General features: G+C 62.5%; 13 protein-coding genes. 4 read left to right on the top strand and 9 right to left on the bottom strand.

The genetic code is table 11. The annotated features are described in order from the left end of the window. Window positions 1-74: 74 nt before the first annotated feature. Both ACSW29_RS22870 and ACSW29_RS22865 read right to left on the bottom strand, forming a co-directional pair. Window positions 75-614, bottom strand: coding sequence for a carboxymuconolactone decarboxylase family protein (locus ACSW29_RS22870; protein ID WP_003942122.1), 540 nt, complete (start codon window positions 612-614; stop codon window positions 75-77). A 2-nt stretch (window positions 615-616) separates the two neighbouring features. Continuing rightward, on the bottom strand, window positions 617-1204 hold the full coding sequence (locus ACSW29_RS22865; protein ID WP_230817171.1) for a peroxiredoxin: 588 nt from the start codon (window positions 1202-1204) through the stop codon (window positions 617-619). Between the two features lie 229 nt (window positions 1205-1433). On the opposite strand from ACSW29_RS22865, the gene ACSW29_RS22860 reads away from it, so the two are divergent. Then, window positions 1434-2354, top strand: a complete 921-nt coding sequence (locus ACSW29_RS22860) for a LysR substrate-binding domain-containing protein (RefSeq protein WP_448278367.1) — start codon at window positions 1434-1436, stop codon at window positions 2352-2354. A 28-nt stretch (window positions 2355-2382) separates the two neighbouring features. On the opposite strand, the gene ACSW29_RS22855 is transcribed toward ACSW29_RS22860, so the two are convergent. Next, window positions 2383-3783 (bottom strand): FAD-binding oxidoreductase, encoded by a 1401-nt coding sequence (locus ACSW29_RS22855; RefSeq protein WP_448278366.1) that lies wholly within the window; start codon window positions 3781-3783, stop codon window positions 2383-2385. Window positions 3784-4013: 230 nt separating this feature from the next. Next, window positions 4014-4862 (bottom strand): LysR substrate-binding domain-containing protein, encoded by an 849-nt coding sequence (locus tag ACSW29_RS22850; RefSeq protein ID WP_448278365.1) that lies wholly within the window; start codon window positions 4860-4862, stop codon window positions 4014-4016. A gap of 56 nt (window positions 4863-4918) precedes the next feature. On the opposite strand from ACSW29_RS22850, the gene ACSW29_RS22845 reads away from it, so the two are divergent. Further along, on the top strand, window positions 4919-5326 hold the full coding sequence (locus ACSW29_RS22845; protein ID WP_230817175.1) for a DUF5997 family protein: 408 nt from the start codon (window positions 4919-4921) through the stop codon (window positions 5324-5326). Between the two features lie 53 nt (window positions 5327-5379). Here ACSW29_RS22845 and ACSW29_RS22840 read toward each other — a convergent pair whose 3' ends face one another. The 3 genes from ACSW29_RS22840 to ACSW29_RS22830 form a co-directional block, all read right to left on the bottom strand. After that, window positions 5380-7884 (bottom strand): DEAD/DEAH box helicase, encoded by a 2505-nt coding sequence (locus ACSW29_RS22840; protein ID WP_230817176.1) that lies wholly within the window; start codon window positions 7882-7884, stop codon window positions 5380-5382. Window positions 7885-7910: 26 nt separating this feature from the next. Next, window positions 7911-8948, bottom strand: a complete 1038-nt coding sequence (locus tag ACSW29_RS22835; protein ID WP_317828561.1) for an alpha/beta fold hydrolase — start codon at window positions 8946-8948, stop codon at window positions 7911-7913. Window positions 8949-9129: 181 nt separating this feature from the next. Then, window positions 9130-10089, bottom strand: coding sequence for a proteasome assembly chaperone family protein (locus ACSW29_RS22830; RefSeq protein ID WP_003942198.1), 960 nt, complete (start codon window positions 10087-10089; stop codon window positions 9130-9132). A gap of 356 nt (window positions 10090-10445) precedes the next feature. On the opposite strand from ACSW29_RS22830, the gene ACSW29_RS22825 reads away from it, so the two are divergent. Further along, the gene (locus ACSW29_RS22825; RefSeq protein ID WP_317828560.1) at window positions 10446-11201 is read left to right on the top strand and encodes a sensor domain-containing protein; all 756 of its coding nucleotides are present in this window, start codon (window positions 10446-10448) and stop codon (window positions 11199-11201) included. Window positions 11202-11356: 155 nt separating this feature from the next. Continuing rightward, window positions 11357-12490, top strand: a complete 1134-nt coding sequence (locus tag ACSW29_RS22820; protein WP_448278364.1) for a DUF4192 domain-containing protein — start codon at window positions 11357-11359, stop codon at window positions 12488-12490. Here ACSW29_RS22820 and galE read toward each other — a convergent pair. Together galE and ACSW29_RS22810 are read right to left on the bottom strand one after the other, a co-directional pair. Further along, a complete protein-coding gene (gene galE / locus ACSW29_RS22815) occupies window positions 12487-13476 on the bottom strand; it encodes a UDP-glucose 4-epimerase GalE (RefSeq protein WP_448278363.1) in 990 nt (329 codons plus the stop codon). The genes ACSW29_RS22820 and galE overlap by 4 nt on opposite strands. Window positions 13477-13487: 11 nt before the next feature. Further along, entirely contained in the window at window positions 13488-14174 is a 687-nt protein-coding gene (locus ACSW29_RS22810; protein WP_003942150.1) for a metal-dependent transcriptional regulator, read from the bottom strand. Window positions 14175-14325 lie beyond the last annotated feature (151 nt).

The following is a 14325-nucleotide window of genomic DNA, read 5'->3' as shown; positions in this document are numbered from 1 at the left end:
ACCCTAGCGCGCGAAAAGCCCTCCCCACCTTCACGGTGGGGAGGGCTCGTCGAACTGCAGTCGGGGCCGAGTGATCAGACCTGTGCGGCAGAAAGGATCTCGTTGGCTTCGACAGCCTGTGCGACGCCCGCGACGATCGAACCGGCGCGGATCGCTTCGAAGATGACCTCGCGGTCGACACCTTCCTGGCGGAGGGTGTTCTCGTGAGCTTCGAGGCAGTGGTTGCAGCCGTTGATCGCGGACACTGCAAGCGACCACAATTCGAAGTCGGCCTTGTCGACGCCCGGGTTGCCGATGATGTTCATCCGCAGGCCGGCACGAAGATCGTCGTACTTACCGTCGAGGTAGCCCTTGGTGCGGTAGAAGACGTTGTTCATGCCCATGATCGAAGCTGCGCCGAGAGCGGCGTTGTACGCCTCTGCCGACAGGTTGTCGGCAGCCTCGGATGCAATCTCCTTGAGCGTGGACGCAGACTTGGTGGCTGCGGCCGTTGCGAGGAGTGTTCCCCACAACTGCTGCTCGTTCAGGACGGTCGTACGCGCAATGGAACTCAGGTTGAGCTTGAGGTCCTTCGCGTACTCGGGAAGAGAGTTCTTGAGGTTCTCGACGCTCATACTCAGACGCTCGCAGTCAGAAGCTCGCCGGCGTTGATGGTCGGGTCGCCCTTCTTCCAGTTGCATGCGCACAGCTCGTCGCTCTGGAGAGCGTCGAGGACGCGGAGAACCTCGTCGACGTTACGGCCGACGGAACCGGCTGTGACGGAGACGAACTGGATCTCGTTGTTGGGGTCGACGATGAACGTCGCGCGGTCTGCAACGCCGTCGGCGTTGAGGACGCCGGTGGCCTCGGCAAGCTCGCGCTTGAGGTCCGAGAGCATCGGGAAGGGGAGGGTCTTGAGCTCCTCGTGCTGTGCGCGCCACTGGAAGTGCACGAACTCGTTGTCGACGGAAGCGCCGAGAACCTGAGCGTCACGGTCTGCGAACTCTTCGTTGAGCTTGCCGAATGCAGCAATCTCGGTGGGGCACACGAAGGTGAAGTCCTTGGGCCAGAAGAAGACGACGCGCCACTTGCCTGCGTAGTCGTCACTGGTGACGGTGGTGAAGTAGTCATCGGGCTGCTGGGCATCGACCTTGGACAGGTCGCCGCCGATGACAGCCGTGAGGTTGTAAGCGGGGAACTGGTCGCCGATTGTGAGCAGAGCCATGTGTCTCATTCTCCTACGTGTCTCGTGAACAGGAATTTCTTGCGCACACGATCCGGCTGTTCGGACTATGACGGCCGAACGCGCTGGATCGAGAGGGTTTGTCACCGTCAGCGGGTCGGACGGTTTCGACTGGAGTGTCGAGGTTGTGACCGGCGCTTTTTGGTATGAGTCCATTCTGCATCAAACTGTTCAAAAGGTAAAGGTGATGGGTGGCACTACACTGATAGGCATGTCTGATCAGACTTATCAACCTTCCTTGTCACAGCTGCGTGCCTTTGTGTCGGTGGCCGAGTATCGGCACTTCGGTACTGCCGCAGCGCGTTCCGGTGTGAGCCAACCCACACTGTCGCAGGCGCTGGCGGCTCTCGAGGCGGGCCTGGGGGTCAAACTGATCGAACGTAGTACGCGGCGCGTGCTCGTGACCGCGGACGGACAGCGCCTACTCGGTCAGGCCAAGCAGATTCTCGAGGCTGCCGACGGTTTCGTTGCGAGCGCGGCCGGCTCCGGCGACTCTCTGACCGGACCGCTACGCATCGGGCTGATCCCGACCGTTGCGCCGTACATCCTTCCGGGGTTGTTGCCGGAGTTGCGCGAGAAGCTGCCGTCGTTGGCACCACAAATAGTCGAGGATCAAACGGCGCGCCTGCTCGATGCGCTGCGATCGGGAGCGCTCGATGTCGCGGTGTTGGCGCTTCCTGCCGGAATGCCTGGCCTGGTGGAAGTTCCTGTGTACGAAGAGGATTTTGTGATGGTCGTGCCGAACGAGCATTCCTTGGCCGGACGTGTCGATCTCACGGCGGACTTGCTCGACGCGCTGCCGTTGCTCTTGCTCGACGACGGCCACTGCCTGCGCGACCAGACGTTGGATCTGTGCCGTTCCGTAGACGCTCATCCGCTTGCCGGCGACACGCGGGCGACGTCGCTCGCGACGGTCGTGCAGTGTGTGGCCGGGGGACTCGGGGTGACTTTGGTCCCGGAATCTGCTGTTGCCGTGGAGGTTCGACGCGGAGATTTGTCGACGGCGCGCTTCGCGTCGCCGGCTCCAGGTCGTACGATCGGCGTCGTGTTCCGCTCTTCGAGTGGCCGAGCAGAAGGATTCCGTCAGCTGGCCGAGTTGGTCCGTTCGGTCAGCCCGACAGTTCCTCGGTGACGTAACTCGTTCGACGTCGACGTGAAAGCTAGTCGAGAGAGCCTTCTTTCACGGCAATGACGGCTCCGGGATTGAGAATTCCCAGGGGGTCGAGCGCATCCTTGACCTTGCGATTGAGGGCCATGACGTCTTCACCCAACTGTGACGGCAGCCAGTCGCGCTTGAGTCGACCGACCCCGTGTTCGCCGGTGATCGTGCCGCCCAGCGCGATGGCGAGATCCATCACCCGCCCGAATGCGATCTGTGCGCGTTCGGTCATGTCCGGATCTGCGGGGTCGAAAACGATGAGCGGGTGTGTATTTCCGTCTCCGGCATGCGCCACCGTGCAGATCAGGACATCGAGGTCGTCGGCGATGGCTTCGACTCCGGTTACGAGCTGGGGGAGTGCGCGCATGGGAACGCCCACGTCTTCGAGAAGCAGACTTCCCATCGCGAGCACTGCCGGGAACACTGCCCGCCGTGCCGCCGCAAAAGCGTCACCTTCGGCCTGGTCGTCGGTGGCGAATACCTCGGTGGCTCCGTTGTTTTCGCACGCCTGAACAATCGTCTCGATTTCCAGCACGCCTGCCGCGCCGGGTGCGTCGGACTGCGCGAGCAGCAGTGCGTGAGCCTTGCGGTTCAGACCCATGCGTACCGAATCCTCGACGGCGTTGATACTGGCGTGATCCATGAACTCGAGCATCGCCGGACGCATGTTGCTGGTGATCGCCAAGACTGCGTCGGCAGCTTCTTGTACCGAGTCGAACGAGGCCACGACGGTTGATGCGGGCGGCTGCGCCGGAATCAAACGCAACGTGATTTCGGTGATGATGCCGAGAGTGCCCTCGCTGCCCACAAACAGTTTGGTGAGTGAGAGTCCGGCGACGTCCTTGAGAAGGGGACCTCCGAGGCTGACAGCTGTCCCGTCTGTCAGCACGACCCGCAGTCCGAGAACGTAGTCGGTGGTAACTCCGTACTTGACGCAGCAGAGTCCGCCGGCATTGGTAGCTGCATTGCCGCCGATGGAACAGATCTCGAAGGACGACGGGTCAGGTGGGTACCAGAGTCCGTGTTCTGCGGCGGCTTTCTTGACCTCGGCATTCATCAAGCCGGGCTGAGTAACCGCTACCCGGGCGACCGGGTCGATCGTGATCTTTCGCATTCGCTCGGTGCTGACCACGATGCAACCGTCGACGGCGCTGGATCCACCGGACAGGCCCGAGCCGGCACCTCTGGGCACCACCGGTACGCGGTGGGCGGTTGCCCACCGCATCACTGCCTGGATGTCTTCGGTGCACGTTGCGCGAACCACGGCAGCGGGGTTGCCTGCGGTCGGGTCGGCGGCCCAGTCCTGGCGGTAGCCCGCGGTCAGGTCCGGGTCTACGAGGACAGCCCCCTCGGGGAGCGTCGCTACCAATTCATCGAGGGCTGAAGAACTCGCGGGCGTCATACTCTCATCATGCTCGACGGAGTTCGACGGTGCGTCAATTTGCGGACCGCAGCCCGACGATGTCGCGCATGATCAGTTCAGCGTTGTCCGGCAGTGATCTTCCGAGTTGCCGGCCTCGATGCAGTTGGTCCAATCGATCTGACCTTGCACCCAAGGAGGCGGGGTTCGGACGCTCGTAGTCGCACTGGTGTCGGGACGAGTAGTGCCCGCAGGGAAAAGCTACTGAATCCCTAGCGGCCCTTCTGCTTTCCGGAGAACCGGCCACCCGAACTCTTGGTCCCACCGGACTTCCCGCTACCCGATTTGCCGCCTGCCTTGGCCTTGCCGGAACCGGCGTTGCGTCCGGATATGTTCTTTGCGGTGCCGGCGCCCTTAGCTTTCTGACCGTTCTTGGCAGCTTCTGCGCGTCGCTCGCGGGCCGCGATCTTTGCTTTGACGGAGCCCTTGATCTTCTCCGCCGGCTCACCGTTTCGGCCGCGGGAACTCTGTGCCGTGCGGCCCCGCACGATGCCGATCAGTTCCTCGACCAGATCTGTGGTCTTGGACTCCATCCACGCCAAAGCCACGGGAGCCTCGGGAGCACCGTCCACCGGACGGAAGGTCAGGTCCTTGCGATGGTGGAACCGCGCCAGCGAATGGGGTACGACGACAACTCCGACGCCGGCGGCTACCAATTCGATGGCATCGGCGATGCTCGCGGGTCGCTCGGCGGCGGCCTTGCCTGGACGTGTCGGCCAGTCGAGTCTGTCGTCGAGCGGATCGAGCACTATCTCGTCGGCCAAGTCGTCAACGGAGATCTGATCGACAGTGGTGAACACGTGATCTTTCGGTACCACCACCACCGGGGTTTCCGCATACAGCGAGATAGCGCTGATACCGGTCCGGTCGATCGGCAGGCGAACCAAACCTGCATCAGCTTCACCTGCGCGAAGTGCAGCTTCGAGTTCGAGAACCGGGAACTGAACAAGTTCCAGACGCACCTCGGGAAGCCGCTCGTGCCACACCCGGACCCACTTGGTGGGCGTCACCCCCGGGGCGTACGCGAGTCGAAAAATTGCCTGACTATCCGCGTCTGTCACCAGGCAAGGCTACCGCCTTGGTAAAAGCACCTGTATCGGCTGGTTACTCTTGTTGCATGACGTCGAACAAAACTCCCCAGACGATGAAGCCGACGACGGCTGCCAAGAAGCTGGGTGTGTACCTGGAAGCAACACCTGCGCAGTTCCAGGAAGGCGACGTGACTCGTGACGAGCTGACCGCTCTGCAGACCGATCCGCCGGAGTGGCTGCTCGAGCTGCGACGCACCGGACCGCACCCGCGCCCGGTCATCGCCGCCAAGCTGGGCATTTCGATCGCCGGCCTCGCTCGCGGTGGCGTCGAAGAAGCACTCACCACGGATCAGATCGCCGCACTGCTCGAAGAGAAGCCCGAATGGCTCGAGAAGGAACGCGCTGTTCAGGCCGACGTGCGGGCCGAGAACGTTCGTATCAAGGAAAAGCGCGCTGCGCGTCGTAACCAGCCGCGGAAGGCTCGAAGGGGCTGACGCCACCTGTGCGCCTTTCTGGTAGCGCCGACTACCAGAAAGGCGCACAGGCGCTAGCCTTCTACGACGCTCAGCTCGTCGAACACGATTTCACCCGCGGCATCCGATTCCGGGATGTCGACGACGGCAAGCAGTGCCCATCCGTGATCGCCCTCCGGATCCTCGAGCACCTGCCGCACCCGCCAGAACTCACCCTCTTCGGTGACCTGGAAGAGCGCCGGCCCGCGCGCCGATGGCCCGGTTCCGATAGTTGCGTACTCCTCGAAGTACGGGAGTAGTTGCTCTTCCCACTCGGCGGCGTCGATACCGTCCTCGAGGTTTTCCAGCTCGTTCCACTGCCGACGCGACGCAAGATCGATGCGTCGGAACATCGCATTGCGCACCATGACACGGAATGCGCGCGGGTTCGCCGAGATGGGACGGGGAATGTCGGCGCCGAACGCAACCTCTTCCGTGTCTGCCTCGGCTCCGGGGTCGGTGAGTGACTCCCACTCGTCGAGCAGACTCGAGTCGACCTGGCGGATCAGCTCGCCCAACCACTCGATGATGTCTTCGAGTTCCTCAGTGCGCGCTTCGGTCGGGACGGTCTGTCGTAGCGCGCGGTAGGCGTCGGCGAGGTAGCGCAGGACGAGACCCTCGGACCGGGTGAGTCCGTAATGGCTGATAAGTTCGGCAAACGTCATGGCGCGTTCGATCATGTCGCGCACCACGGACTTGGGGGAGAGGGCGAACTCGGTGATCCACGGGTGGCCACCCCGGTACATTTCGAAAGCCGGGAACAGTAAGTCCGACAACGGTTTCGGCCAGGTGACCTCTTCGAGAAGCTCCATGCGCTCCTCGTACTCGATGCCGTCGGCCTTCATCTGTGCCACCGCTTCGCCGCGGGCGAAGTGCTGCTGCGCCATCAGAACCTGACGCGGATCGTCGAGCGTCGATTCGATGATCGAGACGACATCGAGTGCGTAACTGTCGGATTCGACGTCGAGAAGTTCGAATGCCGCCAAGGCGAACGGTGAGAGTGGCTGGTTCAAGGCGAAGTCGCGTTGGAGGTCCATCGTCAACCGAGCCATGCGGCCGTACTCGTCGGGTTCGTCGAGGCGTTCCACGATGCCGGCGCTGAGCAATCCGCGATACAGCGAGATCGCTTTGAGGATGTGCTTGCGTTGCGCCGGACGCGATTCGTGGTTGTCCTCCAACAGATGCCGCATCGCGTCGAAGCAGTTGCCCGGTCGGGCAATGACATTGAGCAGCATCGAGTTGCTGACCGAGAATCGCGACACCAACGGTTCGGGTGATGCTGCGACCAGGCGGTCGAACGTCGCTTCGCTCCAGGACACAAACCCCTCGGGAGCCTTCTTGCGTTGAATCTTCTTGATCTTCTTCGGATCGTCGCCGGCCTTGGCGACAGCCCGCAGATTCTCGACTTCGTGTTCCGGTGCCTGGACGACAACGGTGCCCATCGTGTCGTAGCCCGCACGACCCGCGCGGCCGGCGATCTGATGGAACTCGCGGGCTTTCAGATGCCTGGTGCGGACACCGTCGTACTTGGCGAGACCGGTTAGCAGCACCGTGCGGATCGGGACGTTGATGCCGACGCCCAGAGTGTCGGTACCGCAAATCACCTTGAGAAGCCCGTCCTGCGCGAGAACTTCGATGAGCCGTCGGTACTTGGGCAACATGCCCGCATGGTGAACGCCGATGCCGTGCCGGACCAGGCGAGAGAGTGTCTTTCCGAACCCTGTGGTGAAGCGGAAACCGCCCAGCGCTTCGGCGATCGCTTCCTTCTCTTCTTTGGAACAGAAGTTGACGCTCGTCAGTGCCTGGGCGCGTTCGAGCGCGGCGGCCTGCGTGAAATGCACGATGTAGACGGGGGACTGATTGGTGGTCACCAGATCTTCGATGGTTTCGCCGACGGGTGTGGTCGCGTACGAGAACATCAAAGGCACGGGGCGTTCCGTGCCGGAGACGACGGTGGTGGGCTTTCCGGTACGGCGCGTCAGATCCTCGGCAAAGAAGTCGACCTCACCGAGGGTTGCCGACATCAACAGGAACTGCGCGTGTGGCAACTCGATGAGCGGAACCTGCCACGCCCAACCTCGATCGGGTTCGGAGTAGAAATGGAACTCGTCCATCACGACCTGGCCGATATCGGAGTTCGGGCCCTCTCGCAGTGCAAGATTCGCGACGATCTCTGCCGTCGCACAAATGATCGGCGCCGACGAGTTCACGGCGGCATCACCGGTCATCATGCCGACGTTCTCGGCCCCGAAGACCTCACACAGTGCAAAGAATTTCTCGCTCACCAGCGCCTTGATCGGCGCTGTGTAGTACGTGCGCTTGCCGAGCGACATTGCATAGAAATGTGCGCCGATCGCCACCATCGATTTGCCTGACCCGGTCGGCGTCGCAAGGATCACGTTTGCACCCGAGACCAACTCCATGACGGCCTCTTCCTGAGCCGGATAGAGCGTCAAACCTCGTTCGATGGTCCACGAAGAGAAGGCGTCGAAAACGGAATCAGGATCCGCGTTGTCGGGGAGAAGTTCCGTCAGCAGCACTCGTACAGGCTAGCCGCAACCGCGGATCAGGTTGCGCTTCGCTCGTCCGAGCCCATGGCGTCGAGCACTGCCATGCGGGTGGACGACGTTCCGGTGATGGTGTTCTCGCCGACTCCGGAGATCAGCATGTGACGCCAGCGGGCCTCGTCGAAGACGAGTGGTGCGGTGCTGGAAAGAAAGTCTTCGACGATCTGCAGGAAACGCATCGGATCGTCGCGGAACGGGAAGTGGCCCGAGCCGCGGAAGATTTCGAGACGTGAGTTCGGCATCGCCGCGTGCGCGAGGTGAGCGTGGGAGACGGGAATGACGGAGTCGTCGTCGCCCCAGATCAGTTGAACCGGCAGATTCTCGGTCAGATAACAGCGGTCGAGCATTGTGACGACCTGCCCGCGCCAGTCCACGACCGCCCGCAGCGTACGAAGGTAGGCCTCGTAGGCCGTGGGGTCGGGGAGATCAGCGAGCACGCGAATCAGGTCGGGTGTGTCGTGCAGCATGGTGCCGGGACGCAGATTTGAACCGTGGACGACACCGGCAAGGTTTCCGGCCATCCGGACGAGCGGCATCGCGCCAGGTATCCGGAGCAGTTTGACGAACTCGTTGACCACCGGAACGGACATGAGGCGCAGCAACGGGTGGACGTCCTTGGTGACGCCACCGGCCGAGACCAGCACGAGACGATCCACCATGTGTGGGAATTGGTAGGAGAACTGCATCGCGACGCCGCCGCCGAGCGAATGCCCGATGACGGTGACGTGCTCGATGCCGAGCGTCGACAGAAGATCCCGCATGCCGTTGGCGTACGCGGCTACCGAGTAATCCGCGCGTGGCTTGTCGGAGCGGCCGTGACCCAACAGGTCAGGTGCGATGACCGTGTACTTCTTGGCGAGGTGGGGAATGATCTCGGTCCACGTCGACGAATTGTCGCCGATTCCGTGCAGGAGGAGTACTGCCGGACCCTCGCCGGCTATCCGAAATGCGCGTCGGTAGCCGTGAATCGTCCGGAACATCATCCGCGGTTCCTCGTCGGGGACCGGTCGGAGCTGACGGTTCCGTGGTCTGCTCATGTCGCCTCCTGGCTCGGCGTGTGACCACGTTGACTGTCTGCTCCAGTTGTTGAGCCGTCAACGAAAATCACACAGAGTTTGAGGCTATCCGACGGATGTGTCCTGAACAACAGCCCAGGTAACGGAGGGGTTGCGGAATGCGCACAATGTCGAATTATGCGCCCTGCCCGTCACAATTTCGTCAGTTGTCGCCTCGATCGAGGTCTCCAGCTGAGCCGAAGTCGTCATTCCCCGCCTGTTCGGCCAGGAACTTTTCGAACTCTGCGCCGATCTCGTCACCGCTGGGAAGGTCGGCCTCGCCGGCCAGAAGGGACGACTGTTGTTCCTGAGCGGCGACAAAAGTGTCGTATTGCCGCTCCAAAGCGTGGACTACAGTCTGAACTTCTTCGTTCCCGGCTATGTGCTCGTTAACCTGTTCCCGAACGCGCGCCGCGGCCTCACCCAGCGCAACCAAGGGCAATTCCAGATCCGAAACCTCGGAAACGTTTTCGAGCAAAGTCTCTGCGGCGCCCGGGTAGTCCGTTTGCGCGAGATAGTGGGGGACATGCACCGAAAAGCCCATCGCCTCGTGCCCGTGCTGAGACATACGCAGCTCGAGCAGTGACGATGCGCTGCCGGGAACCTGTAGTTCACCTGACCAACGCTGATGGTCCTGGATCAGGTCCTTGTTGGTCGAATGTGCTGTCACGCCTAGCGGTCGGGTGTGCGGGATTGCCATCGGAATCGCGTTGAGCCCGATGGTTCGACGCACACCGAGCTGTTCGGACAACAGACGAACGGCTGTGGTGAACCGCTCCCACTTGAGGTCCGGTTCCATCCCTGCAAGCAGCAGGAACGGTGTGCCGGCCGTATCGCGCAGTGCGTACAGATTGAGCGCCGGAGCGTCGTAATCGGAGAAATGATCGGCCTTGAACGTCATCGTTGGTCGACGCGAGCGGTAGTCGATCAGCTCGTCGACAGCAAACGACGCGACAAGCTCGGTTTCCAGGCTTTCCCGCAGATGCGTCGTCGCCAATTTCACGGCGTGACCGGCGTCGGAGTAACCCTCGAGTCCGTGAATCAGGATCGGTCCCTGGCCGTCGGCAGCCGCCAACTGGGGCGCCGGAAATTCCAGCTCGTACATCCTCGACTGTTCGTCCATCGCAGTCCCCTTCGCTCTTCGGTCTTGATCTCAAGTGTCCACTATCGGCGCACGCTCGACAGCATCGGAGTCGGGTGCCCGACAGCACTGGATCAGACGTTCATCGGTAAGAACACCGAGTCGGTGACCGATCATTCCCGATCCGACGAGACAGGGCGTTCGCCGAGAGCGAAGCCGAGCGGTATCTTTCGACACTTGGCCTGGGCGTTCGGTAGATGTCGGGTGCGCGGCTTCGGACATGGCAGAGTGGAACACAAGGTCGGCACGGCTGATTTGTCCGAAATGGATTGGTCGATTGTCGGGATCGGTCGAGTGCGGAGGCTTACATGCGGGTGTGTCCACGATCGTCCAGGCGAGTGGCCGCATGCTCCCTTGCGGCGGTGGCCGCGGTTACACTACTCGCGGGCTGCTCCGGGTCGGTCCAAGGAGCACCCGTTCCGGACTCCGCGCCGGCGACTGCCGGTGTGACCGACAGCGGCTCAGCGGCGCCGAGTACGACGGCTGCCCCCAAATCCTCGTCGCCGAAATCTGCTTCTCCGAAAGCGGCGGCACCGTTGTCCGAACTCCTTCTGACTCCCGAGGAATTTCCCGAGCCCTTCGGTGCTGTTGTGCTGCCCCCGCAGGCCGTTCCGATGGCAGCGCCGGATCTAGTCGGCGTCCCACGCGGTGCCACCGTCGATCCATCCGAATGTGAGCCACCGGAACAGGATTACGGTCCGAACGGGACCGTGATGGCAGTCGGGACCGACAACGCGACGAGGGCAACGATTTCGGTCGAACTCACCAAGGTCGACGCACCCCTGGACGAGTTGGAAGCGCAAACTCGCCAATGCCCGTCCATGACTGTCACTGCGAACGGCGTCACCACTACAGTGACGACAGAAATTCTTCCGCCGTCGCCGATCGATGCCGACAAGACGATGTCACTTCGCCGCACTGTCGTTTCCCCCAAAGCCGCAGCCGGCGATCAGACGATGCTGACGTTGATCGCGCAGGTCGGCGACGTGCGGGTAGCGACAACACTGATGACGTTCGGTTCTGCGGCACCGTCGACAGCACCGCTGGATCAAGCCTTCACGGCAGCGGTACAGAAGGTCAAAGCAAGTAAGTGATGTCGCAGCACACAGGTCCGACAAGTAGCGGAACTGCTCGGTGCGGCGCGGTACTTGGTCCCCAACACATGCGGTAGTCCACAGATAACTTCGACGCAGCTGTTTTCCCTGGTCGAGCAGACTGCCGGGTCGGGGTGATCAGCGACGGTCTGTGCATGACAACATCACCTCTTCCGGGAGAATTCGAATTCTCCGACGACGACCTTGCCGCCCTTCTCGGATGCGTCGAACGCGTCTCCGATCCAGGGGAATTGATCGCGGCAATACCCGCACTCCTGGGCTTCCATCCATCCAACTCTGTGGTTGCGCTGTCTCTGATGGGCGCCTCCGCCTCGACGCTCGGCCCGGTGATGCGGCACGACTACTTTCCCAGTGTCAGGGGAAAGCCCGCGAGGCAGATGAGCGCGGCGCTGCGCCAGTTCGCCGCTGTCTGTGACGGGGAAGGCGCGCGTGCGGTAGTTCTCGTGGTGATCACCGATTGCTCGGCAGCTGAAACTCTCATCGATGAAACCATCGAGCTGGCCGAGGTATTCGAAGACATGCTCGGCGGAACCTGCGTCGAGCTGGCCGACGTATTGTGCACGGCCGCAATAGAATCTGGCCAGCCGTGGACGAGCGTCACGCGTTCGATTCACCGCGGCACCCTGCCCGACCCGGCATCTTCGTCGGTTGCGGCTGCACAGGTGTTGGGCGGCAGGGTCATTCGCCGTTCGCGTGAGGAACTGGTCCGGTGGGTACACGGTGCCGCTCGCAATCACGACACGATTGCCCGACTGATCGCGAGCCGACGAGAATCGAGTGCGTACAGCGGGGGGCCGAGCGGTGAAACCGCAGTTCAGCGCCGGGTCGATCTGGTGTTGGAACATGTCCGCCGTGTTGAGGCAGGCACTCGCTGCCCTGACCCGCAGGAATGCGCCGATCTGGTGGTCGCTTTGACGGACGTACACGTGCGCGACGTGGTGTTGGGATTGGCGATCACGTCAGTTGCGGCACATGCTGAGCATTTGTGGCTCGTACTCACCCATGAAGTACCGTCTCCCGAACGAGCTTGGCCGGCAACACTTCTCGGGTTCTTTGCATACGTTCGCGGGGACGGCCCTCTGGCGGGTGTCGCGTTGTCGGCCGCACTGTCGGCCGATTCGGAACACACTTTGGCCGGATTGCTGGATCTTTCCCTTCAATCCGGCGTGCGCCCCGACGGGATCCGCGACCTCGCGGCCGTCGGATTGTCCATCGGGGAATCGCTCGGAATCGCCGGCTTGCCGCCGGCACTGCCGAGTGGAAGCTAGCGAGCAGCGTGCGAGCGGTCGCCCAGATCCTGGAGGAACTGCCATGCATCGGCGACGATGACGTCGAGATCGGTACGCGTGGGCGTCCAACCCAACTCGGCAATGGCCTTGTCGCTCGATGCGATCAGCACGGCCGGATCACCCAGGCGTCGTGACGCGTCTTCGACGTTGATCGGCAGGCCGGTGACCCGCGCACAGGCAGCGATTACCTCGCGCACGCTGAAGCCGGCACCACTTCCGAGGTTGTAGATGCGGTGCTCGCCGGGAACCGAGGATTCGAGAGCCAGGAGATGCGCTTCGGCGAGGTCAAGCACGTGGATGTAGTCGCGTACTGCGGTTCCGTCCGGCGTGGGCCAGTCGGTTCCGAAGACCGAGATCTTGTCTCGCTGCTCGAGCGCGACCTGCAGGACGAGCGGAATCAGGTGGGTTTCGATCACCCGGTTCTCGCCGGCGGACTTGTACGCGCCCGCGACGTTGAAGTAGCGCAAGCTGGTCGCGCCGAGGCCGTGGGCGATCGAGTACGAGGTGATCGCATGATCGATCGCGAGCTTGGTCGCGCCGTACGGATTGGTAGGGCGGGTCGGAGCGGCCTCCACGATCGGGGACTGCTCCGCCTCGCCGTACGTTGCGGCGGTGGAGGAGAACACGAGGCGGGGAGTACCGGAGATGCGAATCGCCTCGAGCAAGTCGATGGTCGTGACGACGTTTCCGCGCCAGTACTTTTCGGGGTGCAACACCGATTCGCCGACCAGCGACTGTGCCGCGAAGTGAAGTACGCCGTCGAAAACCGGTGAACCCGCACTGCCGAGGACCTCGGCGGCCAGAGCCCCCGCGTCCCCTTCGATGAACTCGGCACCGGCAGGCACCGCGTCGGCATTTCCGGTGGAGAGGTCGTCGATGACGACAACTTCGTGTCCACGCTCGAGCAACACAGTGCTGCACACACTGCCGACGTAACCGGCGCCGCCGGTGACCAGGAGTTTCATCTACTACTTCCTCAGACCTGCTTGACCTGAACGGCGTGAGCCATTTCCTCGGACAGGTCGAATCCGCTGTGACCCGGCACGATGATGGTCACCGAGCCCGGACGGGTTTCGACCGTCACCCTGGCGTCGGGAACGACGCCGGCGTCACGCAGCTGCGCGATCACCTCGGGATCGGACTGCACGTGCTCGGCGAGTCGCCGAACGACCACAGCTGTCTGTGCGCCGTGCGGAATATCGGTCAGGCGCACCAATGTTTCGGTGGTGGCAACCGGGCCGTCGAGTCCCAACTGGTCCAACCCCGGAATCGGGTTGCCGTAGGGCGACGTCGTGGGGTTGTTCAGAACGACGACGAGCCGACGCTCGACCTCCTCGCTCATCACGTGCTCCCAACGGCATGCCTCGGCATGTACGTCTTCCCATTTGAGACCGATGACGTCCACCAGCAGGCGCTCTGCCAACCGGTGCTTACGCATGACAGAGATCGCGAGATCGCGACCCTTGTCGGTGAGTTCCAGATGTCGATCGCCGGCGACCATCAGCAAGCCGTCGCGCTCCATACGCGCAACTGTCTGGCTGACGGTGGGTCCGCTCTGTTCGAGCCGTTCGGCGATCCGCGCCCGGAGTGGGACTACGCCCTCTTCTTCCAAGTCGTAGATCGTCCGGAGATACATCTCCGTGGTGTCGACTAGATCCTTCACACTCAACCCCTTCGTCAGTTGATCATTCTACCGTTCAGTTCGTGGTTCCGGTGCCGCCTCCACCGCGGCGAGTCCAGCGCGTGTCCGAATTGGATTCGTCTCACTCGATCTCGGTCTCCGTAGCGGGCCACGAGTGTGGTGTGCGGCACGA

The organism is Rhodococcus sp. GB-02 (assembly GCF_053470465.1).
Note: the sequence above shows the minus strand (reverse complement) of the source record. Positions and strands in the feature narration are given on the sequence as shown.

Coding starts and splice junctions, on each gene's coding strand:
- ACSW29_RS22865 (WP_230817171.1), bottom strand. CDS start 1,204: ATGGCTCTGCTCACAATCGGCGACCAGTTCCCCGCTTACAACCTCACG.
- ACSW29_RS22835 (WP_317828561.1), bottom strand. CDS start 8,948: ATGAGCAGACCACGGAACCGTCAGCTCCGACCGGTCCCCGACGAGGAA.
- galE (WP_448278363.1), bottom strand. CDS start 13,476: ATGAAACTCCTGGTCACCGGCGGCGCCGGTTACGTCGGCAGTGTGTGC.
- ACSW29_RS22855 (WP_448278366.1), bottom strand. CDS start 3,783: ATGACGCCCGCGAGTTCTTCAGCCCTCGATGAATTGGTAGCGACGCTC.
- ACSW29_RS22860 (WP_448278367.1), top strand. CDS start 1,434: ATGTCTGATCAGACTTATCAACCTTCCTTGTCACAGCTGCGTGCCTTT.
- ACSW29_RS22820 (WP_448278364.1), top strand. CDS start 11,357: ATGACAACATCACCTCTTCCGGGAGAATTCGAATTCTCCGACGACGAC.
- ACSW29_RS22845 (WP_230817175.1), top strand. CDS start 4,919: ATGACGTCGAACAAAACTCCCCAGACGATGAAGCCGACGACGGCTGCC.
- ACSW29_RS22870 (WP_003942122.1), bottom strand. CDS start 614: ATGAGCGTCGAGAACCTCAAGAACTCTCTTCCCGAGTACGCGAAGGAC.
- ACSW29_RS22830 (WP_003942198.1), bottom strand. CDS start 10,089: ATGGACGAACAGTCGAGGATGTACGAGCTGGAATTTCCGGCGCCCCAG.